The 22,531-nt window shown below is 46.2% G+C and carries 20 protein-coding genes; 8 read left to right on the forward strand and 12 right to left on the reverse strand.

All coding sequences use genetic code 11. The features are described from left to right. Positions 1–2: 2 nt before the first annotated feature. From PN836_RS15935 to pilM, 4 genes are read right to left on the reverse strand one after another with little or no spacing between them, the layout of a single operon-like run. Positions 3–536, reverse strand: a complete 534-nt coding sequence (locus PN836_RS15935) for a pilus assembly protein PilP (protein ID WP_395340095.1) — start codon at positions 534–536, stop codon at positions 3–5. Further along, the gene (locus PN836_RS15940) at positions 533–1,132 is read right to left on the reverse strand and encodes a type 4a pilus biogenesis protein PilO (RefSeq protein WP_395340097.1); all 600 of its coding nucleotides are present in this window, start codon (positions 1,130–1,132) and stop codon (positions 533–535) included. Before PN836_RS15940 ends, PN836_RS15935 begins: the two co-directional genes overlap by 4 nt. A 2-nt stretch (positions 1,133–1,134) precedes the next feature. After that, entirely contained in the window at positions 1,135–1,722 is a 588-nt protein-coding gene (locus PN836_RS15945) for a PilN domain-containing protein (protein ID WP_395340098.1), read from the reverse strand. Next, complete coding sequence (gene pilM / locus PN836_RS15950; protein WP_395340100.1) at positions 1,710–2,774, reverse strand: type IV pilus biogenesis protein PilM; 1,065 nt, start codon at positions 2,772–2,774, stop codon at positions 1,710–1,712. Before pilM ends, PN836_RS15945 begins: the two co-directional genes overlap by 13 nt. Positions 2,775–2,912: 138 nt before the next feature. On the opposite strand from pilM, the gene PN836_RS15955 reads away from it, so the two are divergent. Continuing rightward, positions 2,913–5,678, forward strand: a complete 2,766-nt coding sequence (locus PN836_RS15955) for a penicillin-binding protein 1A (RefSeq protein WP_395340102.1) — start codon at positions 2,913–2,915, stop codon at positions 5,676–5,678. Between the two features lie 65 nt (positions 5,679–5,743). Continuing rightward, on the forward strand, positions 5,744–7,438 hold the full coding sequence (locus tag PN836_RS15960) for an NAD-dependent malic enzyme (protein WP_395340105.1): 1,695 nt from the start codon (positions 5,744–5,746) through the stop codon (positions 7,436–7,438). 60 nt (positions 7,439–7,498) lie between these two features. On the opposite strand, the gene argA is transcribed toward PN836_RS15960, so the two are convergent. Genes argA through argC form a run of 6 tightly spaced genes read right to left on the reverse strand, consistent with a single transcriptional unit; the run spans position 7,499 to position 14,247 of the window. Continuing rightward, positions 7,499–8,824 carry an amino-acid N-acetyltransferase gene (gene argA / locus PN836_RS15965; RefSeq protein ID WP_395340108.1) on the reverse strand — a complete coding sequence of 442 codons (1,326 nt, stop codon included), beginning with the start codon at positions 8,822–8,824 and terminating at the stop codon, positions 7,499–7,501. 10 nt (positions 8,825–8,834) lie between these two features. Then, positions 8,835–10,250, reverse strand: a complete 1,416-nt coding sequence (argH, locus tag PN836_RS15970) for an argininosuccinate lyase (protein WP_395340109.1) — start codon at positions 10,248–10,250, stop codon at positions 8,835–8,837. Between the two features lie 16 nt (positions 10,251–10,266). Next, positions 10,267–11,481, reverse strand: a complete 1,215-nt coding sequence (locus PN836_RS15975; RefSeq protein ID WP_395340111.1) for an argininosuccinate synthase — start codon at positions 11,479–11,481, stop codon at positions 10,267–10,269. A gap of 9 nt (positions 11,482–11,490) precedes the next feature. Continuing rightward, complete coding sequence (locus PN836_RS15980; protein WP_395340114.1) at positions 11,491–12,417, reverse strand: ornithine carbamoyltransferase; 927 nt, start codon at positions 12,415–12,417, stop codon at positions 11,491–11,493. A gap of 10 nt (positions 12,418–12,427) precedes the next feature. Next, positions 12,428–13,231: an acetylglutamate kinase gene (gene argB / locus PN836_RS15985; protein WP_395340117.1), complete on the reverse strand. Its 804-nt coding sequence runs from the start codon at positions 13,229–13,231 to the stop codon at positions 12,428–12,430. Next, complete coding sequence (argC, locus tag PN836_RS15990; protein WP_395345709.1) at positions 13,231–14,247, reverse strand: N-acetyl-gamma-glutamyl-phosphate reductase; 1,017 nt, start codon at positions 14,245–14,247, stop codon at positions 13,231–13,233. Before argC ends, argB begins: the two co-directional genes overlap by 1 nt. A gap of 462 nt (positions 14,248–14,709) precedes the next feature. On the opposite strand from argC, the gene PN836_RS15995 reads away from it, so the two are divergent. After that, a complete protein-coding gene (locus tag PN836_RS15995) occupies positions 14,710–16,203 on the forward strand; it encodes a methyl-accepting chemotaxis protein (RefSeq protein ID WP_395340119.1) in 1,494 nt (497 codons plus the stop codon). 26 nt (positions 16,204–16,229) lie between these two features. Continuing rightward, the gene (locus PN836_RS16000; protein ID WP_395340121.1) at positions 16,230–16,787 is read left to right on the forward strand and encodes a DUF6436 domain-containing protein; all 558 of its coding nucleotides are present in this window, start codon (positions 16,230–16,232) and stop codon (positions 16,785–16,787) included. Between the two features lie 22 nt (positions 16,788–16,809). Here the strand turns inward: PN836_RS16000 and PN836_RS16005 are convergent, their stop codons facing one another. Then, the gene (locus PN836_RS16005) at positions 16,810–17,646 is read right to left on the reverse strand and encodes a Spy/CpxP family protein refolding chaperone (protein WP_395340123.1); all 837 of its coding nucleotides are present in this window, start codon (positions 17,644–17,646) and stop codon (positions 16,810–16,812) included. A 153-nt stretch (positions 17,647–17,799) separates the two neighbouring features. Between PN836_RS16005 and PN836_RS16010 the strand changes: the two genes are divergently transcribed. From PN836_RS16010 to trmL, 4 genes are read left to right on the forward strand one after another with little or no spacing between them, the layout of a single operon-like run. After that, positions 17,800–18,486 carry a response regulator gene (locus PN836_RS16010; protein ID WP_395340124.1) on the forward strand — a complete coding sequence of 229 codons (687 nt, stop codon included), beginning with the start codon at positions 17,800–17,802 and terminating at the stop codon, positions 18,484–18,486. Between the two features lie 42 nt (positions 18,487–18,528). After that, complete coding sequence (locus tag PN836_RS16015) at positions 18,529–19,998, forward strand: ATP-binding protein (RefSeq protein ID WP_395340127.1); 1,470 nt, start codon at positions 18,529–18,531, stop codon at positions 19,996–19,998. A 46-nt stretch (positions 19,999–20,044) separates the two neighbouring features. Next, entirely contained in the window at positions 20,045–21,064 is a 1,020-nt protein-coding gene (locus PN836_RS16020) for an alpha/beta fold hydrolase (RefSeq protein WP_395340130.1), read from the forward strand. Further along, positions 21,057–21,521, forward strand: a complete 465-nt coding sequence (trmL, locus tag PN836_RS16025) for a tRNA (uridine(34)/cytosine(34)/5-carboxymethylaminomethyluridine(34)-2'-O)-methyltransferase TrmL (protein WP_395340131.1) — start codon at positions 21,057–21,059, stop codon at positions 21,519–21,521. Before PN836_RS16020 ends, trmL begins: the two co-directional genes overlap by 8 nt. A gap of 1 nt (position 21,522) precedes the next feature. Here the strand turns inward: trmL and gpsA are convergent, their stop codons facing one another. Continuing rightward, positions 21,523–22,530, reverse strand: coding sequence for an NAD(P)H-dependent glycerol-3-phosphate dehydrogenase (gene gpsA / locus PN836_RS16030; RefSeq protein WP_395340133.1), 1,008 nt, complete (start codon positions 22,528–22,530; stop codon positions 21,523–21,525). Between the last annotated feature and the right edge of the window lies 1 nt (position 22,531).

Genomic DNA, 22,531 nt, shown 5'->3' on the forward strand with positions numbered 1-22,531 from the left:
TATTAGGTACCTTCCCCTGTCGCAGACGCCATGTTGATTGTTGCTGTCTTAGGCTGCCAACAGCCCGCTCCATCTGGGAGCATTTCGCGTATCTTCACTTCAGTATTGTTAATTTGTGTGACTCTGCCGTGGAATAAACCAACATGGTTACCCACCGCAACTCGATGTAAACTTCCATCGTTTGCTTTGATTAATGCAAAACGCTTGCCGTTTATTTCGAGAATGCCTGCCATTTGCAAAGCATCTAGGCCAAAACTCTCTAAAACCTCGCGATTTCGGTTACGATTCGGCTGTGAACAATTCGGCGTTGTTTCAACTTGTGCGACTTCCTCTTCACCCACAGCGCGGGTAAATGGACTGCGAACCGTTGCCGCTGCATAGCGAACATTTTCCGCTTCTTCAAACTTTGGATAAGGTTCGATACTGACTTGTGTGTTTGCTTTTACCTGCTGGGTGTAGGCGACCAAATCGTCAATACTCGCGCTACATCCTACAAGTGCTAAACCGCTAACGAGGCCAAGGACTAACTTTTTCATTGCATGCCCTCCGTTTGTTCAGAGCGGTAGGTTTTCGCTTGCATGCGCAAAGAAAGCTCTCCCTCTGCGCGGGTTATCTCAAAATCGTGGAGCGTTACGATGCGCGGCAAATTGGCCACGTTGGAGGTGAACTGTCCAAATTCGTGATAGCCACCGACTACTTCAATTTGAATTGGCAGTTCGGTATAAAATTCTTTAGGCACCTCTTGCTGCCAGTTTATTAATTTAAACGACAAACCCGCATCTGTTCCCACAAAGGTGACGTCGTCTAGTAGGCCCGGCGTTTCATTTGAGGTAGGCAGTGACTTAAGCATCGATGAAAAGTCTTCTTCAATTTGTGCTAACTGCTGTGCATAGGCGTCAAGGTTTACCGCAATGCGATACTTTGCTTCAAATTCCGTGCGCAGTTCCTTTTCCTTTTTCTCAGAAGCATCAAGCACGGGCAGCTTCCCATCAATGATGGTGTAATAGCAGACTGCGCCTACAATAAGTGCACACAGCAGCGCGACGAAAGCCTTTACTTCTTTAGGCCAAATCGCAATTTGTTCGAAGTCTAAATCGTTGAGCTCTTTTAGCTTGTTAAAATCAAAGGCCATGATTACTTAGCTCCCGCTTTATCGTCAGACGTAGAATCTCTATGGGCGTATTTTGCACTGAGAGACAAGGTCAATTCGAAGTCACTAATGGCATTTGAAGTGCTTGCATCAGCGACAATGGACGAAAGTACTGGGTTGATAAAGATTTCTGAATCTTCCAAGCTTCGCATGAAGGCCGAAAGCCGGTTGTTCGATTCGCTACTGCCAATCAACTTCAGTCTGTTGTCGGTTCGCGACAAGCTGTTGAACGAGACACCAGCAGGCACTGTTCGAGCGAGTTCTTCAAACATAATTGGCGTGACGTTGCGGCTGACTTGCAGCTGCTCAATCAGGCTCATGCGAACAACGATTTCTTCTTTGGCCTCTTTAATGCGCTGAATTTCAGCAATTTGATTATTCAACACATCAATTTCTTGCGTTAAGTAACTGTTGCGAGCGTCTTGATTGCGAATTTGTTGCTCAATGAATTCACCTGCGAGCCAGAAAATCGCAAACACAATCACTGAGATAAGCCCCAGTGACATTACGTACTGTTGCTTTTGAGTCTGCCTAAGCGATTCACGCCAAGGCAAAAGATTTATTTTTGCCATTCGCTGAGGCTCCTTGTTGCAAGACCCGCTGCAATTGACAATTGCGGCGCGATCGTCATTAACTTTTCTTGATTCACTTTGCTATCAACGCTCATATCCGCAAAGGGGTTAAACAAAGTAACGTCAAGCCCCATTTCTTTGCTGAGGGTTTCGCAAATCCCGGGAAGATTGGCACCGCCACCGCACAAACTAAACGCTACTGGCATTTGCTTATGCGTAGTTGCGACAAACATTTGAAGCGCTCTTTGAATTTGTTGTTGGACGGTCGCTAGGAAAACCGGCATATTTTCAGTAAACCAGCTCTCTGGCGCTGTGTTGCTGGCCAGCTGAGTTTCGACCTCTTGCGTCTCAATGTTGTGAAGCATTGCCAAATCTTGAACAAAATTATTCACACCAAAGCTGTGTTCTTTACTATATATAGCAACGCCATTTTCAATCGCAGACACTTGCATGATGGACGCACCGAGATTGATGCAAATGCCTAATTCATTTTTCTTTTTGTCACCAAAGGCAATAAAGGTGTCGGCAAGTACATTTGATTCAATGTCAACAACGACCGGTTCAAACGGTGCTTCTCGCACTAGCGTGATTCGACTGTCGAGCAAGTCCCTGTGCGCGGCGCTGAGCAAAACTTCTACTTTTCCCACGTGAGTCGAAGATGGGCCAATTTCTTGAAAGTCGAGATAAACTTCGTCCAGGGGATAGGGAATAAGGCTATCGGCTTCCAGTTCAATTTGAGTCTCAAGCTCAAAATCGCTTTGATCAGGTTCCATGAACACTGATTTACTGATAACCGAAGATCCAGCAACTGCGATAGCGCAGTCTTTATTCTTTGGCTTTACCGCCATATGTACCTTTTTCAAGGCTTTACTAATGGCATCAAAGTCTTTTATTTCGCGCTCAGCGAACGCCATTCCCTGAATGGGCTCGCAAGCAAACGCCAGCACTTTGTGTTCTTTGCCAGACAAGTCTAGACTGCAGGCTTTTACAAACTTTGTGCCTATGTCTAAACCGATAATTGTCTTAGCTTTTTTTGGAAAAAGCGATTTCATTCAATGGCGGCCTGTCGTTAGTTGCAGTATCATACGTGCGCATAATACAAATTTTAAAATTACCGTATGTAGTGGTTAACGACACCTACGTATAAAATTTGAGTGATTATTTCAATTATTTTGAGTAGCTAAGCCATTGTGAAGTATATAAAAGTCATTTTTTTCCTTATTTTACTGGGCCTTGTGCTTGGCACTGTTTCCGTTTTAGGTATGTATTTCTATCTCAAAGATGATTTACCTAGCGTTGAAGTATTGCGAGACGTTGAGTTACAAACGCCAATGCGAATTTTTACTCAGGATGGAAAACTCATTTCTCAATACGGTGTAAAGCGCCGCATCCCTCTTGCGCTGGAAGATGCTCCTGAATATCTGAAGCAGGCCATTATTGCTACCGAAGACAGCCGTTTTTATGACCATATGGGCGTCGACCCCATTGGTGTGTTACGAGCTGCCGTGAGCCTGGTAACCACCGGCGAGAAAAAGCAAGGCGCTAGTACTTTAACTATGCAGCTAGCGCGTGGTTTTTTCCTCAATCGAAGAAAGGAATTCTCAAGGAAAATCAAAGAAGTATTTATTGCGTACCATATGGAACAAGAATTGTCGAAAGATGAAATACTGGAGCTTTATTTGAATAAGATAGAGTTCGGGCATCGTTCCTTCGGCGTTGGGGCTGCAGCTCAAGTCTATTATGGAAAAGAACCCAAAGATTTAACACTCGCGCAAATTGCAACGGTAGCGGGCTTACCCCAAGCCCCCTCGGTTTTAAACCCAATCAGTAATCCTGAGCGTTCAGTTGAACGTCGTCGAATCGTTTTGTTGCGCATGCTGGACGAGGGCTATATAAGCCAAGCTGAGTTTGATGAAGCGGCGAATGCACCCGTTACAGCACGAAAGCACGGCGCAGAGATAGAGCTTGATGCGCCATATCTTGCTGACATTGTGTACAACGAAATGGTGTCTATTTATGGAAAAGAGATTGCAGAAACCAGCGGTTTTAATGTGTTTACCGCAGCGCATTCAGAATACCAAGAAGCGGCACAACGAGCGGTACTGCAAAACTTACACGACTATGATGAGCGGCACGGGTTTAGAGGACCAATCGACCGAATCTGGCAAGGCTTGACCGACGATATACTTGAAGAGTTTGGCTTTGAGCAGCCTTTGAGCGTTGAGGAGGCTACTCAAATTCAAGCAAAGTATGGTGAATTTGTGGCGCCTGACATTGAACAGATTCTAGAAGCTGTGTCACAACATCCAAACATTGGGCCTTTAGTGCCAGCGGTGGTGATGTCTGTCGATGATCAACAAGCGAGTGTGTTGACCCAAGATAATGAATCAATATTGCTTGATTGGGATGGGCTTGATTGGGCGCGAGCCTACATTAGTGATAAAGCACAAGGAAATGAGCCAGAGCAAGCCAGTGATATATTGCAAGCGGGTATGGTGGTATATATCCGTCAACGCGTTTCTGATGGGCAATGGCAACTGTCGCAATTACCGGATGTATCGGGCGCTTTTGTTGCGCTTAACCCTTTCGATGGAGCAGTTGAAGCAGTGGTCGGCGGCTATGATTTTTATCATAGTCAATTTAACCGAGCAACGCAGGCTAAACGTCAAGTTGGGTCAAACATCAAACCCTTCATTTACGCAGCCGCATTAGATAATGGCTATACCCTAGCATCCATTGTGAATGATGCGCCAATTAATCAATGGGATGCATCATCCGGTGTTGCATGGCGACCGCAAAACTCGCCGCCGGTTTATGACGGTCCGATACGCATGCGACAAGCTTTGGGTAAGTCGAAAAACGTGGTATCGGTGCGTTTACTGCGTGGCGTTGGCATGGATAATACGCGTAACTATCTGACTCAATTTGGCTTCCTACGTGATGAAGTGCCTCGCGATGAGACCATGTCCTTAGGTTCAGGCTCACACACGCCCTTAGAAGTGGCAACAGCTATGGCTGTTATTGCAAATGGTGGGTTTGGCGTTCAGCCTTACTTTATTCAGCGTATTGAGAATGCTATGGGGGAAGTATTATGGGAAGCGGAGCCTTTGCTTGCATGTGACCCCTGTGAAACCGATTCGGTCACTACCGCAGAGGATGTGAACGCGGGTGAGGACGGTGAAATTACAAATAGCTATTCTACCAGTGGAACGGGTGGTACTGACGCATTAGATATAGAGGCACAGCTGGCTGCGAGATTCAGTGCACAGAGCATGCAGCAGGATAATACTGCACAAAACGAAAGTGATCTCGCTATGGTGTCCGAATCTCAGTCTGCGCCACGAATAATAAGCGAGCAGACAGCCTTTATGGTATCTGAAATGCTAAGAACGGCAGTGAGAGCCAACGGCACTTGGAATACACCGACTTATTGGCTTGGTACTGGCTGGCGTGCTCGGAATTTATTACAGCGAGAAGATGTTGGCGGCAAAACGGGTACGACAAATGACTTTCGTGACGCTTGGTTTAGCGGATTTGCACCTGGATTGGTCGCCACGTCTTGGACGGGCTTTGATAACCCAGCACGAGAGCTTGGCAGGACATCTCGAAATCAGAACCTGATCAACAAAAATCCAGAAAAATTTAATTGGATTGGCAATGCCATGTTTGGAGCTGAGGCGGGCGCAAAAGCTGCGCAACCGGCATGGATTCGGTTCATGCAGGCCGTGTTAGAGGATACGCCAGAGCAAATCCCAATGACGCCCGAAGGCATTGTCAGAGTTCGAATCGACAGAGCCACAGGCAACTTAAGTAACAAAACCGACAGCAGTTCAATGTTTGAATACTTTCTCAAAGGCACTGAACCCACTACCTTTGTGCAAAATGATGCGCTTAGCTTGCCAATGGAAAACGAGATTGAGGAAGAGCAAGAGGATATGCTCGACGATATTTTCTAGGCATGTTGCGAATATTATGTGCCAATCTTTTAAATGTTTAAGCCACTTTTAGGTAACGATTGACTATGTCAACAGCCGATAACAACGACTATCTTTATATTCCTTACGCTGGACCCGCACTGCTTGAAACGCCATTGCTAAATAAAGGAAGTGCATTTACCGAGCGAGAGCGCAAATCATTTAATTTGTTAGGTTTGCTGCCCCCTCGCTACGAATCCATTGAAGAGCAAGTAGACCGAGCCTATAAGCAATACAGTAGCTTCCTTGCGCCGCTGAATAAACACATCTATTTACGCGCCATCCAAGACAACAATGAGACGCTCTTTTATCGCTTAGTGCAAGAGCATATAGATGAAATGATGCCAATCATCTATACGCCTACCGTAGGTGAGGCCTGTGAGCGCTTTTCTGATATTTACCGCTCCTCGCGTGGCTTATTCATTAGCTATGAAGAGCGCCACATGATGCAGGACATTTTGCGAAACGCCACAAAACGCAAAGTCAAAGTGATTGTGGTGACCGACGGTGAACGCATATTGGGTCTGGGCGATCAAGGCATTGGCGGCATGGGCATTCCCATTGGTAAATTGTCTTTGTATACCGCTTGCGGCGGCATTAGCCCAGCGTACACTTTGCCTGTTATGCTGGATGTAGGCACTAACAACCCTAAGCTTTTAGATGATCCTATGTATATGGGCGCGCGCCATCCACGTATACCTCAAGATCAGTACGATGAGTTTCTCGATATCTTTATTCACGAAGTAAAACGTCGCTGGCCAGAGGCCATGATCCAGTTTGAAGATTTTGCTCAACCTAATGCAATGCCACTGTTAAAACGCTATCGCGACAAAGTGTGCTGCTTTAATGACGATATTCAAGGAACTGCCGCAGTGGCGCTGGGAACCATTTTGGCGGCATGTAAAGCGCGTGGGTCTAAACTGTCTGATAAAAAAGTCGTGTTTGTGGGGGCGGGCTCTGCCGGTTGCGGTATAGCGGAAATGCTGATCCAGCAAATGGTATTTGAGGGCCTGAGCGACGAACAAGCCCGCTTGCAAGTCTTTATGGTTGACCGCTTTGGCATGCTAACCGAAGGCATGCAAGATTTACGAGACTTTCAACAAGCACTGCAGCAACCGCTCAGCGCGCTTAATGGGTGGCAATACAGCGGTGATTACCCGTCGCTGCTCGATGTGATGCACGGCGCTAAACCCGATTTGTTAATCGGTGTGTCAGGTCAACCGGGATTATTTACAGAACAAGTCATAAAGGCCATGATGCAGTATTGTGAGCATCCGATTATCTTTCCTTTAAGTAATCCTTCACGACAAGTCGAAGCCCGACCCGAACAGGTGATTGAATGGACTGATGGAAAAGTTGTGATAGCGACCGGCTCGCCATTTGATGCGGTGGAGTATAAGGGGAAGCGTTATCCTATTGCGCAATGCAACAACAGTTATATATTCCCGGGAATAGGCTTAGGGGTGATCGCCTCAAAAGCGCGTTTAATATCCGATGAAATGCTCATGGCTGCCAGTAACGCATTGGCTGATGCGTCGCCGATGGCAAACAATGGCTCAGGCGAGCTTTTGCCCCCGCTCACAGAGATTACCCAGCTGAGCAAAGACATTGCCTTTGCTGTAGCAAAAGTCGCAATGAAACAAGAGCTAGCATTAACCCTTTCAGATGAGATGCTGCGAGCGCGCATTGAAGGTAACTTTTGGAAGGCTGAGTATCGCGCATTCAAACGAGTAAGCTTGTAGGTAACCCGAACGCGTGAAGCGCTCTTTTTGATGGTTAGCTTTATCACGGTTGCTTTTTCGTTACGCTAATTCCAGCAAATAGACCTTCGAATTTCGAGTAAAATTATACATCTGCTGTTTAACAGGGGGCAGGGTGTCGATACTTTGTTCAACAAAGCCTTGCTCTAAAAACCAGTGCCCGGTGACCGTCGTTAGTACAAAAATTTTATTCAGCTTATGTTGTGAGGCTTTGCGCTTCATTGCATCTAATAAACGCTCACCACGATTTTGACCACGATAGTCACGATGGGTTGCTACGCAGGCTATTTCACCGCTAGCATCCTCTGGGTATTCGTATAAAGCGGCACAAGCGATTATCATACCGTCGCGTTCTATCACGGTGAAACGATTGATTTCATTCTCTAATAATTCGCGAGAGCGTTTAACTAATGCGCCGCTTTGTTCCAACGGTCGAATTAAATTTAGAATGCCGCCGACGTCATCGATATCAGCATCTCTAAGTTGCTCATAGTGATTCTGCATCACGAGAGTGCCTTCGCCGTCACGAGTAAAGAGCTCTTTTAAAATAGCGCCGTTTTCTTTATAACTCACGCAATGTGCGCGCTCAACACCAGCCTCTACCCCCGCAATCATAGCGGTTATGCAGGTGCTTTCACCATTCACTTTGTCATTGCTAATTAAGCTTTGAAGTGCATGAAGCTCTATGGTTCTGATAATGCTTGCTTTGTTACTGGCATCGTCTTGGTACAAGCCCTCTAAATGCGAGAGTGTAATAATTTTGTCTGCCTCAAGCGCAATGGCGGCTTGGGTTGCAACATCTTCATGTGAAAGATTAAAGACTTCACCGGTTGGGGAGTAACCCATGGGCGAAAGCAGCACAATAGAGCCATCTTCAAGCTGATCTTTGACGCCTTCAACATCTATTCTTCGTACCACACCGGTATGCTCAAAGTCGATGCCGTTGCGTACACCAATGGGCTTTGCAATGACCAAGTTACCTGAACATACTCGAATACGCGCGCCATGCATGGGTGAGTTTGGCAAACCTAGGGTAAGCAAGGCTTCTATCTGGGAGCGTAGGGAGCCTGCTGCATCTTTGACGCATTCTAAGGTATCTTTGTTGGTCACTCGCAAACCGTCGACAAACTGACCCTGCAAAGATCTCAGTTTTAGACGCTCATCAATTTGCGGTCTTGCTCCATGGACGATGATGATCCGCATGCCAAGGCTATGTAATAAGGCAATATCTTGTATCAGGCGCGGGAAACTCGGCTCAAGCACCGCTTCACCACCAAACATGACCACAAAGGTTTTACCTCGGTGAGCGTTAATATAGGGTGCCGAATTCCTAAACAGGCGAATACTGTCTTCATGTGAAAGCGTCATAAGGTACGTATCACCTCTCATCATCCATGTTATGGCTCAGCGCAGCCTTTAACTTATCGAGGTTTTCATGTTCTAAATATAGCGCTCTGGTAACCATTTCATGACCTGTGCCACCGAGCTGATTGCGTTTGTTAACAACGACCTCTAAGGGCAACCAATCAAATACATCTTTATCTATACTTTGGTGCAAGGATTGAAGCGTTGAAATCGGCAAACCCTCCAAGGGAAGACCTTGCTCAATTGCTGTCACCACCGCTTGCCCAGATATATCATGGGCGGTTCTAAATGGAACCCCTTTTGATACGAGATAGTCAGCAAGTTCGGTTGCGTTTGCGTAGCCCTGCTGGGCGGCTTTGCGACAGGCTTCTAGATTAAGGCTTAGCCCATCTAAGACCTCTACCCCAATACATAAACAAATATGGTATTGATTAACTGCATCAATTGCCCCCTCTTTGTCTTCCTGCATATCTTTGTTATATGCAAGTGGTAAGCCCTTCATTGTAACTAACAGCGCTTGTAAGTGACCAAACACGCGTCCGCACTTGCCGCGCATCAGTTCAAGCGCATCGGGGTTTTTCTTTTGTGGCATCAAAGACGAGCCCGACGTTACTGCATCGCTTAAGTGCAAAAAGCCGGCTTCGCCCGAGTTATAAAAAATTAAATCCTCTGCCATGCGCGACAGATGCATCATGCCAGTGCTGGCGGTAAACAAAAGCTCTAGTACGAAATCTCTATCGGACACTGCGTCCAGGCTATTTAAGCAGGGCCCATCAAAGCCTAAGTCAGCAGCAAGCTCATCTCTGCCGACAGGAAACGTTGTTCCAGCCAGCGCGCCACAGCCAAGTGGGCACTGATTGAGCCTTTTAATACAATCGTCAATACGGCTGATATCTCGTTTAAGCATTTCTACATAGGCTAAGCACCAATGTCCGAATAAAACCGGTTGTGCGCGCTGTAAGTGGGTATATCCGGGTAGAATGGCTTTGTCATGACGGCTGGCACATTTCAGCAGAGACTCAAGCATTCGAAGCAAATCCTGCTTTAAACCGATTAAATGTTCTTTGCACCAGAGTCTAAAGTCGGTTGCTACTTGGTCGTTGCGGCTTCGGCCTGTATGCAGCTTTCTGCCAAGGTCGCCTAGCGCGTCGGTCAAATGAGACTCAACAAAACTGTGAATATCTTCCTCTGTTGACTGGAGAAAGTCGATTTCGCCTGCCTGAACCTGAGCTAACAAATTTTTGAGCGCTTGCTCAAGTGTTGCCTGTTCTTGCTCGGTCAATACATCGGCTCTAAGCAGCCCTTTTGACCAAGCAATTGAACCCAGGATATCTTCACTTGCCATGACATAGTCAAAAGGCAGAGAGTCATTCACCTGCTTGAACATGGCGCTAGCATCGCCGCTAAAACGTCCTCCCCATAAAGCCATATTGCTACCTCCTTGTTTAGTTTGCGCCGCCTTGCGCTTTTAATGCTTTAATCCTGCTTGAGAGGCTAAACAGTCTTATAAAGCCTTCAGCATGAGATTGGTCATACACATCGTCTGCACCAAACGTGGCGAAGTCTTCTGAATATAGACTATTAGGCGATTTGCGTTTGGTCACATTGGCGTTGCCTTTATATAGTTTTACTACAATTTCACCGGTTACGTGCTGGGCAAAGCTGCTTGCGCTTGCTAACAAAGCATCATTAAGCGCTGTAAACCAGCGCCCGTCATACATAACATGAGCGAACTCTAAACCAATTTGCTCCCTAAATTTCAGTGCGGACTTATCAAGCACTAAACTCTCTAGAGCTTTATAGGCTTTCATCATTACGGTGCCGCCCGGCGTTTCATAGCAGCCGCGAGACTTCATGCCAACTAAGCGATTTTCAACAATGTCTATGCGCCCAACACCGTGAGCACTGGCAATGTCGTTCAGTTTTACCAAAGCTTGATAAGGCGACAGGGACGTGCCGTTTACTGCAACGAGATTTCCACATTCAAAAATCAGGCTCACCTCTTCTGCTTCGTCTGGTGCGTCCATGGGATCAACCGTCATGGTCCAGACTTGTTTAGTGGGTTCGCTCCAAGGGTCTTCTAATTCGCCGCCCTCGTGGGAGATATGCCACGCGTTTGCATCTCGACTGTAGATTTTAGTCGCCGATGCTGACGTTTGAATCTCTCTTGCTTTTAAATAATCGAGTAAGTCCTCGCGCGACACCATATCCCATTCTCTCCACGGTGCAATAACCTTTAAGTCCGGGGCAAGTGCAGCAAACGCACCTTCAAACCTGACTTGATCATTGCCTTTGCCGGTGCAGCCATGGCTGAGTGCATCCGCGCCGACTTTACGCGCAACCTCAACTTGCGCTTTTGCAATCACAGGGCGCGCCATGGAGGTACCTAGTAAGTACTCACCCTCGTATACTGCGCCGGTGGTAATGGTTGGATAAATAAAGTCGCGAACAAACTCTTCTTTCAAATCAACGATGTGACATTCGCTAGCACCACTGGCTATCGCTTTTTCTTCGAGGCCTTCTAATTCTTCTTCGCCTTGGCCAACATCGGCGGCAAAGGCGACCACTTCGCAACCATAGTTTTCCTTGAGCCATGGCACAATAGCCGAGGTATCAAGTCCGCCTGAATATGCGAGAACGACTTTTTTGATTGTAGACATGTTGTTTCCTTAGCTTTGAAGAGATGGCTTGGCCAATAAATAACTTAGAATCGCATTTTGCGCATGCAAACGGTTACTCGATTGCGTCATTAACAATGATTTGTCAGAGTCCATCAAGCTACTTGTGATTTCAAGGTCACGGTGAGCAGGCTGACAATGCATGACAAACTTCGCATTACTTTGCTCAACTAAGGCTTCATTGACCTGATAGGGCATAAATTTTTCTTTGATATCTGCTAGGGGAGTGTCATCTCCCATGGATAACCAGGTATCGGTGTATATCACGTCACAGTGTTGTAAATCGGATATTTGATGAGTGAAGGTAAGTTTAACGTTATGCGCCTGGGCAAGGTCAATTACTGTCTCTTTTATCTGTGCTGCAATATCGTGCCCTTTAGGTGTTACCACTACCTGATGACATCCCAGCAATATGCCAAGAATTAACAGCGAGTGAGTAACGTTATTGCCATCACCAACATAGGCCATGGTTTTCCCCGCGACAGACCCAAGGTGTTCTTGCATGCTGATATAGTCTGCCAATGCTTGGCATGGGTGAAATTTATCACACAAAGCGTTAATTACTGGCACATCTGAACCTGCTGCCAAGTCTTGCAAGGTTTCGTGGGAGAATACGCGCGCAACAATGGCTTTCGCCCACTGCGCTAGATTGTTACCTACATCTTTCGGATCTTCGCGTTTTTTGAGCTCAGCGCCCTGACTGTCAACGTAGACCATGTGACCACCGAGTTGGTTTATTCCCACGTCAAAGGTCACTCTGGTTCGAAGAGAGGGCTTTTCAAAAAGTGCTACAATTGCCATCCCTTCAAGTGGCTTACCGTATTTTTCAGGATGGGTTTTCAAATCAATCGCAAACTCTAGCAGGTGTTTTGCTTGTTCCTGAGTAAAATCTAAAAACGTCAGAAAGTCCTGATGCATAATATCTCCTTTAATTCGGCTTTGGCATAATTTGCGTGCCGAAGCTTTGCTTATCGTCGAGCAGGGCTTGCGCCTCGTTCCAACTTCCTATGACAACGGCGCTATTTAGGGCATCAGCTGAGTCCTGAGCTGCCTGCACTTTCACAATCATTCCGTCTGTTATCACCTCGTCACTAATCAGCTGTTGAGCATGCGCTGGAGTAAGACGATCGATTTTCTCCATCTTGTCGTCAAGGACCCCCGTCACGTCAGACAATAGAATAAGCTGGGCGTCGATTAATCGGGCAATGCAGGTGGCGGCATGATCGGCATTGACATTATAAAGCTTACCATGACTATCCGCTCCAATGGATGCGATTATCGGAAGCATGTTCGCATCTAATAATATCTGTATCAGTGAGGCGTCATTCTCTTTGGGCGCGCCAACGGCTCCAAGTGCTGGATTAATGGCTTCACATTTTGCAAGCAAGCCGTCAGCGAGACTCATGCCCACGCCGTTTATGTGAAGTGCTTGGCTTTTTGCAACCAAAGACTTATTCAAGAATCCAGCGAGCATCCCCGCTACCGTGGGCATGTGCGTATCTGGAGTGATGCGCAAACCATCGAGCTTGTCACTGACAAAGCCAAGCGCCTTGAGTTGTGTCTGAACGTGGTTCCCACCCCCATGAACCAATACAACACGACGACCAGCGCTTTTTAGAGCTTTGATTGCGTTTAGCAGTGGGTGCGCATTAGTCGCATTTGTTGCACTTAGAAGCTCATCAAAAAAGCGCCCACCTACCTTGATGACAATGGGTTTAGAAGCGTCCGTCACTATAATAAGCCTTCAGTTTGGGGGAAGCCGAATCGAATATTGGCACATTGAATCGCTTGGCTAGCTGCGCCTTTTAACAGATTGTCTATGGCCGCACAGATAACAACACTGCGCTTCTGTTCATCGTATGTCCAGTGTATATCGCAAAATGGGGTATGGGCGACCTGGTCGACTTTTGGCGATGTATCGACTAAGCGTACAAGCGCTTTGCTTGCGTAAGCACTGACAAAGGCGCTGCTGATATCTTGCTCAGAGACACTATCGTTCACAAATGCAGTTGTAGTGGCGAGTATTCCGCGTTTGAATGCGCCCAAATGAGGCGTAAAAATCACCTTTGTTTGCGCAAATTCCTCTATCTCAGGCGTATGTCGATGCGATAGCACACCATAGGCTTGCAAAGAGACTTCAAAAAAGCTGGTGGTCATGGAGGCTTTTCTCCCTGCGCCACTGACGCCACTTACCGCATTAATAACCGGAATGTGGTCTTGTGACAACAAGCCATTATCCATGAGCGGTTTAAGCGATAAAATTGACGCGGTTGGATAACAGCCCGGAACAGCTATGAGTTGTTGAGCATCTTTAATTTCGCCTTCATACCACTCTGCGAGTCCATATACCCGTTGACTCAACAGCTCTACATGTTGATGTTTAAAGCCGTAGTATGATTCAAACACTGCTGAATCGGATAAGCGAAAAGCGCCGGATAAGTCAAAGATCATCACCTTGCTTTGCATTAGGATACTGACCCAGTCGTGACTCACTTCATGAGGCAAAGCCATGAAGACTGCGTCATATTGTTGCCCGATTTCAAACACACCTTCGGATGAAAGCGACTGCGTGACCAGCTTAGAGATGTGTCCGAGTTCTCGGTGAATCTCACCGATGGCTTTATTGGCATCTGCGCTGTTGCTCGACACAAAGCAAGCTTCTAAGGAAAAATGAGGGTGGGCATGTAAGTGCTTTATCAGCTCAGCGCCAGTATAGCCACTCGCTCCCATAACACAGGTTTTGATCATATTATCCATTTACCACACATAAAAAATGGCCGACGGTGCTTACATTTAGTGTAAGCACCGTCAGACCTTCAAGGCATTGCGCAATTGCAATATAACAAGCGGCGTCTCAACCGCATCTCTTGTTTAGAGGTTAAACTCCCTAAACAACTATAAAGCAAAGTCGGCAATGAGTCTGGGGAGAGACTTGCGACATTGACATTTTTCCTATTTTTTAATGTTTACCCGCTTAAGCGTTCTACAATCAGTTTCTCAAACACGTTTTTTATATTGAGCTAAGCGCCTTATTTGATAATACATAAAATAAATATATATTCAATATTTTAATATAAGTATTCATTCTTGCTTCGAAAAAAGACAATATAATAAAATGGAGTACAGTGAAAAATTCCATCATATTAATTCTGATCCTGCCGATATCTGTACCATAGCGCAAAATTTCGCGTTCTACTTTGGATATCTACCATGAAAAATAACTACTACTTTCGCATGTGCGAGCGCACCCATCTTATTTTCAGAGCGGTGCTCTTGTGTCAGTTAGCCCTGTCGGTGTTGATTGGATATTTCACAGACACTATGGCCATGGGTATCGGGCTTGGTCTGTTTATTGTGATGCCCGCATTGATTCTCGGGAAAATGAGCCCAAGCGCTTCTCTGTCAAAGCATGTCGTAGCCGCAGCTACGCAATTAATGGCAGCGCTTCATATTCAACAAACAATGGGAATGACAGAAATGCATTTTCAATTGTTTGTATTGCTCGCTTTTTTGTCGTTCTTTAGGGATTGGAAGGTAATCGTTACCGGTACAGTAGTGATTGCCGTTCATCACATTGGTGGATTTGCTATTCAGCATATGGGCGGATCGCTTGTGGTTTTCGAGGCAAGTCAGCCGGCTTTCTTGATTCTCGCTATTCATGCGGCATTTGCCATCATTGAGTGCGCTGTTTTAGCTTTTGTTGCGCACAATTCGCGAAAAGAGTTCGACACAAGCATTCAGCTAAAAGAAGCGATCGAAAATATAGTGGGTCACGATGGGCGAATCAATTTATCGGGCGAAAACATGCCTGATACAGCTGGGTTAAAAGACTTTAATAGAATGATCGACTCAGTCAAAACATTGGTGTCAAAGGTTTATACCTTGGGCGAAGAGCTGCTTGCCTTCTCAGAAAAGGTGAGGCATTCCTCAAATGAGCTGGATACAACAGTAGACGCTCAGTACGAACAAGTCAGCAGTATATCGTCAGCCATGCGAGATATGACCAGTAGCATTCAAGATGTGGCAAGTTTATCCCAAGATGCCAACGAATATGCGCTTAGCGCTACCGGCAAAACTGAAGATACACGTAGCGCAATTGAAGATAGTCGCAATAATATTGGTCAGTTAAAAACGACATTGCAAACGACATCAGAGGCCATTGGCGACTTAAGCAGTAAGTGTCAAAACATCTCAGAGGTGATGCAATCCATTAAAACGGTTGCAGAGCAAACTAATTTGCTTGCGCTTAATGCGGCGATTGAATCCGCTCGTGCAGGGGAGCATGGTCGTGGATTCGCAGTGGTTGCAGACGAAGTGCGTAACCTTGCGATAAAGTCAAAAGAAAGCGCAGAAGAAATTGAACAGATTACTGATCGGCTAACGGCAAGCGCCAACCATTCTGTAGACAACATGGACAACTGCGTGAGCATGGTTAACGTGGCAGTTGCGTCCTCTGAAGCTGCGACGAAAAATATGAAAGAAGTATTGGACGGTATCGCGGTAGTCAACAGCAACGTGACAAACGTTGCGGGCTCAGCAAGCACGCAAGCTTCTAGCTCTGAATCAATTAGTCAGTCCGCCGAGCACCTAAACAGCTTGTTCTCTAATGAAAAAGAGCAAGTGGATGCTTTAAAAGACGAGATTAATGCCCTAAGTCGCTTAACGGAAGAACTCGGTTCGCAGCTGAACAAATTCGCAATCTAACCATTTAAGCAGCGGCGTATGAGCAAATGAAACTCTGGCAAAAGAGAGTGCTTACACTTAGCGTTGTGATGTGGTTTATTCTCGCCAGCGCAGGTGTATTTGCTGTAAGTAATGTGACAAGCAAATATTTTGACCATGACGCTCGCCTGTCTATGGCCTTAATGTCGCTTGATTTTGAATCGCGTTTAGTGAATGCATTAACCGACCCAGCAGATTCTAATGGCGCACGAATTTATCATATTCGAGGTGTACACAGCTGTTTTTGTGAGGGCTTGGTGCAGGCTCACGTAAAAGCGCTAAACGCCCTCGCCGCAGACAAACTTTCAGTGATGAATGTTCAGCTAGAGCCATCATCTGCTTTAGCTTCTATGGTGCCATCTACACCCGCAGTTGCGGTAGTAGATGAAGATGGCGACCTAGCTTACTTTGGCCCTTACTCACAAGGAATGGGATGTTTTAGTCGAAGCGGTAGCATCAATACCTTGATTCAAAACGTGGCAGATGGCTTACATTCTTATCAAAAGGTTCAAAACAAAACCGCCAGCATCCAAGCGGAGGCTAGCGGGTGTTATTGCAATCAGTGAAAATAACGATTTACATCATGGATTAAGATCTTTGATCACGCGTTCCCTTGTTTTTTCGAGGTTTTCGCTCTCCAATTTGCTGCAATCGATCGCGTTGTTTTTCATCAAGCACGCTTAACATTTCAAACTTCGCCGATGCGTTATTTAGCCCAGCCGATATCTTAGTGGCTTCAACAGATGTTTGAAGGGCAAGCCAAGCATCTTCATCAAAGCTGTCTGAAAATACAATATCGCGTTCGGCTTGCCGGAAGTCCTGCAGTGCATCTACAAAACCTGTATTGGCTTGCTCTGCGGATTCTTTAATTAAGTCAATCTCGCTCGCCTGCTCGTCGGTAAGGTGAAGCACTTTTGCCAGGCGGTCGAATTCACGAGGTCTTTTTTTCTCTTTTTCTGCGCGTTTGTCTAAGCGTTGTAAAAACTCAACTTGCTGCTCTTCGTTTAGCACATTGAACGCTTGGTTACGTGCTTTTGCCATATTGAGTTGAACACCTGCAGATTGTTGTACACGCTGGGTGACTAAATCTTCAGCAAGTGCAGCATCCCATGTTTCAAGTTGCATTAATGCTTGCATTTGCTCACGCAGGGCCTTTTTTTCGCCTCTGTATACTGAATTGTCTTGGGCAAGCTGTTGAAAAATGGCTGCAATATCCTGCTTTTGCGTCTCTGATAAATCGAGCTTCGCAAACATGCGTTTTGCACTACGCTTTTGCTGCATCTGTGATGCGTCGGCCTGTGCGGCGAAATGACTATTGCCAACACTTTGTGCATTGACTAATGATATGCTTGAAAGTATTAGGCTCGCTGTTAGCGCTATACCAGATACAATAGGCAAGAATGATTTGTTTAATGTCGATTTCATACTCTTTCCTTTTTTTGATGTCCTGCATAATAATAAGATTTTCAATGCAAAGAAGTGCTTTGAGCGTGTAAAGGTTATGTAAAGATAGTGCGCAAGCGGACTCAGCCTATTTAGACTATGCTGTTATGAGCACGTCAAACTATGATTTATGGCATGAAAAAACTGATACTTCTTGATGATGATGTAGGCTTGAGTGAGCTATTAAGCGACTATTTGTCAAGCCAAGGATTCGACATACAGGTATATAACGACCCACAACTTGGACTTAATGCTTTAAAACAGAAACAATTTGATTTGCTTTTGCTTGATGTGATGATGCCCAGCATAGATGGTTTCGAACTTTTACGCCAACTTAGGCAGTTCTCCAGCATTCCGGTTATTATGCTAACCGCCAAAGGTGATGACTACGACAAAATCCTGGGGCTAGAATTAGGCGCAGATGATTACCTCCCAAAACCCTTCAATCATAGAGAACTGCTCGCGCGAATTAAAGCGCTGCTGCGTAGGCTGGATAGTTTAAATGGCTTTTCGGCCAGCATGACTTTCAATCTTCATGGGATATCTATTGAGGAGGCAAGCCAAAGCGTGCACATTGGTCAACACGAAGTGTTGTTAACGGGTACTGAATATTTGATGTTGCTGCATTTAGTTAAACATGGCGGTAGTTTAGTATCAAAAGAGCAATTGAGCGAGCAAGTGTTAGGGCGACGCTTGGCGCCCTATGATCGCAGTTTGGATATGCACATGAGCAACATTCGTAAAAAACTCGCTGCGTATGATGTGCATGATGTCATAAAAACGGTGCGCGGCAGCGGTTACATGATGAAAGCGGCACAATAATGCGAGTGTGCCGTGCATCAATACAATAAGCCTGTGAGTCATATGGAAACACCTTCAGCAACGTCCATTTTTTATAAGCTCAATCCCGCTAATAGTTTGTTTGGGCGCATCTTTGTTTGGTTTTGGCTGTCGGTCAGTGCGCTGCTTGTGAGTGTGTTTTTATTAGCAAAACTGATTGCGCCAGCGTTAGACATTTCTGAACCAAATCCTAAGCGCCTAGAGCAGGCACAGCGTGCAGCTACGTTTATGCAAGCTGCATTTAATCGTGGTGTGGACCCTGAAAGGGCGCTAAGACGAGTGGCTAACCGCGGAAGATTTCAACTTGTGTTGGTTGATACACAGTCAAAAGAGGTCATTTTGGGTTTTCCAGCACCCATATTGCCCTCTAAAAAGCCTTTGCTTGAACTTGCCGAATCAACTCAGGTGATTCAAGCCACCACGCCTACCCTGGAATTTATTGGTCCTTTTACCATTAATGCCGCAAATACCGAATCAGCTTATCAACTATTTGTGGGGCGTTTGCTCAAAAGAGAAGAGCGTCGTCCGGTAAATTGGGCTTTAGGGTTAGTGGTAATCCTGACGGTAGGGTCTGCATTGTGTTTTTTCTTGGCGTGGCGCATAAGCAAACCATTGCGGCAGTTGGGAGATGTCAGTAAAGCCTTCGCAAACGGAGATTTTAGCGCTCGAATAAATAACTATACGCACAGACAGGATGAGATTGGCCAACTGGCTCAAGGCTTCAATAACATGGCAGACAAAATCAACGCCTCTGCCCAGCAGCAACAGTCATTGTTAGCGAATGTCTCACACGAGCTTAGAACTCCATTGACGCGTTTACAGCTCGCCGTGGCGATGCTCGAGGACGCACAAAACGCGCCACGATATTTGTCGCGTATAGAGGATGAAATCGACAGTATGGACGTCTTGATTGGTCAGGTCCTTTCACTGACTAGAATGCAGGGTATGCAAAGTGGACTGATTCTGACGGGTGAGCAGCTGATGCAACACCAGAGGCTCCCAGAGCTATTGAAACCTTTACTTGATAATATTCGCTTTGAAGCGGAGGCGTCACAAAAATCAATCATGATTAATGATGTACCTGACATCACTATGAAAGTGCAGGTCAGCAGCTTTATAAGTGCAATAGAGAACATAGCGCGAAATGCGATTAAGTTTGCGCACGATTCTGTGCGTATTCAGTTTAGCGTAGATAAGAGCCATCAACCCACCTTAGACATCTCGATCGAAGATGACGGAGACGGACTACCAAGCGATTCAATAGACAAAGTGTTTCAGCCATTTTATCAAGCACACGCTTCCAACCAAACTGACGCGAAAAGTGGAGCCTTGGGCAGCGCTGGTAATGGGCACAAAGGTTCAGGCCTTGGGTTGGCAATAGCCAAAGCCGCTGTCGACTTACATAAAGGTGAACTGAGCGTATCTCGCAGCATGTCATTTGAAAGTAAAGGAGGCTTGCGTTTCTTGATGAAAATCCCCATCATTGCCGCCTAAATTAATCGCATTGTCGCCAAGCCAATCAGCCATTACGGATCACGTCGTGTACTTAAGTCATGAGGCAAATCTGGAGTCTTACTACCGCGAATATTTGCCGAATTTTATTCAGCAACATCTCGTTGCTGATAATGTAAAGGCTGGCGCCGGGCATCGCTTGCATTACCGATATGCAATAAACCCACAAGCAAAAGCCTGGGTGATTGTGCTCCAAGGGCGGGCTGAGTCTGCCGAAAAATATGCGGAGCTCATAGACGAGCTTTATCAAAATGGCTTTTCGGTGTTTACCTTTGACCATGCAGGGCAAGGCTATTCAGGCCGCTTTAATCAAAACCGGATGCACGGGTATATTGATAGCTTTGATACATACGTCGATGATGCCCATGACTTGATAAGTATTCATTTAGCCGCTGTCAAGGGGCAACATCGACAGGCACACCTCCCACAATTTTTACTCTGCCATTCAATGGGAAGTGCCATTGGAACCCTGCTACTAATAAAGCATCCGCAGCTATGCTCGCACGCGGTGTTTTGTTCTCCCATGTACGGTATAAAAGCGCCAATCCCGCTGATGCTTGCGAGAATTATGATAAACGTGGGCTTGCGGATGAGTCAGTTTCTAGGCCGTAAAAGTCTGTATTTTTTAGGACAAGGAGATTACAAGTCGACAGCTTTTGATAAAAACCACTTAACCAGTAGCCCTCAAAGATACGCATGGTTCAAGGAGTATTACGACACAAATGGCGATGCCAGCATAGGCGGGGCAAGTGTCCAATGGTTGGCCGCTGCGTTAACTGCTATGCATAATATTGAGCAAAATGCCCACAGCTTATCTCACCCTGCTTTGGTCTTTAGAGCAGGTGATGACCACATTGTAGACAATAAGGCCATCGCAAGCGTGGTTTCTTCAATGCAAAACGCACAAATGATTGATATCGAAGGCGCACAGCATGAGATTCTGTTTGAACGCGACATCTATCGTCAGCAAGCGATTAAAGCCATTCATTCATTTTTTGAGCGAGCATTAGTGTCTCAAACAGACAAAAGAGAGCTAACAGATGCTTGATGTCGTTTTATATCAGCCTGAAATCCCGCCCAACACGGGTAATATTGTGCGTCTTTGCGCAAACACAGGGTATCGTCTCCATCTTATCGAGCCCTTAGGATTCGACTGGGAAGAGAAGAAGCTTAGGCGAGCAGGCTTGGATTACCATGAGTGCGCAAGCGTTGCTAGGCACCTTTCACTTCAAGCTTATATTGACAGGCATGCACCAAATCGAATTTTTGCATGCGAGACATGGGGCAAAAGCACGCATTCTGAGGTTCAGTACCAAGCTGGCGATGCGTTATTATTCGGCCCGGAAACGCGAGGCTTGCCCGATTCAGTAATGAAGCTCATTCCAGCTCAATGCCAAGTGCGCATTCCAATGGCTAAAGACAGCCGAAGCTTGAATTTGTCGAACGCCGTTGCAGTGCTGGTATACGAAAGCTGGCGCCAATTGGGCTACGAAAATGGGCAGTGACCTATTCGCTGGTTTGTTCTCGGCTTAATAGCTGGGCTGCTGCCTCTTTTGCGGGTTTTGAGTGATACAAAACTTGATAGATTTGTTCACAAATCGGCATCTCAATGCCTTGCCTCTTTGATAATATATGCACTTCGTCGGTATTTCTGTAGCCTTCAACGACTTGTCCAATAGAGTCAATTGCTTCTTCTACGCTCATGCCTTGTCCTAGTGCCAAGCCAAATCGCCGGTTTCGTGATTGGTTATCGGTACAGGTTAGCACTAAATCGCCCAAGCCAGCCATGCCCATGAAAGCTTCAGCGCTTGCGCCCAATGATGTGCCCAGGCGCGTCATTTCAGCTAGCCCGCGCGTAATCAATGCGGTGCGCGCATTCGCTCCAAACCCTAAGCCATCCGCCAAGCCAGCTCCGATAGCAATCACGTTTTTTACGGCGCCACCTAACTGCACACCAACCAAGTCTTGATTCAAATAGACGCGAAAACTTTTGGAATTGTGCAGCATCGCGCTAAAGCTTTTTGCAAGGGCAGTGTCTGTGCTTGAGAGGGTAATAGCGGTGGGCAGGCCTGCAGCCATTTCTTTTGCAAAAGTAGGCCCAGAGAGCACCGCTCTTTCAATGCTTTTGCCCAACACATCATCAACTACATCTTGAAGCAGGCGTCCGGTTTTGGGCTCTAGCCCTTTCGAGGCCCAAATTAGCTTATGGTGAGGCTGAATAAACGCTTTCATTTGCTTTAGCATTTCGCCAAATGCGTGGCTGGGCACAACAACCAATAGATATTCGCTTTGCGCAATCGCAAATTCTAAATTGTCAGTCGGATGCAGATCTTTTGGAAAGGTAAAGCCGTCAAGATAACGCGAATTGACTCGATTTTCTTGCATGCTTTTAATGTCGTTGGAGTTGCGCCCCCAAAGGTAAGTTGGGTGCTCATTGCGACTCAAACAAAAAGCTAGGGCAGTACCATAGGAGCCTGCTCCAAACACACTAACCTTAGCTTTGCTAATCCTCATA

The sequence above is a fragment of the Ningiella algicola genome (assembly GCF_028401415.2).
In the GTDB taxonomy this organism is placed as follows: Bacteria; Pseudomonadota; Gammaproteobacteria; order Enterobacterales; family Alteromonadaceae; genus Glaciecola.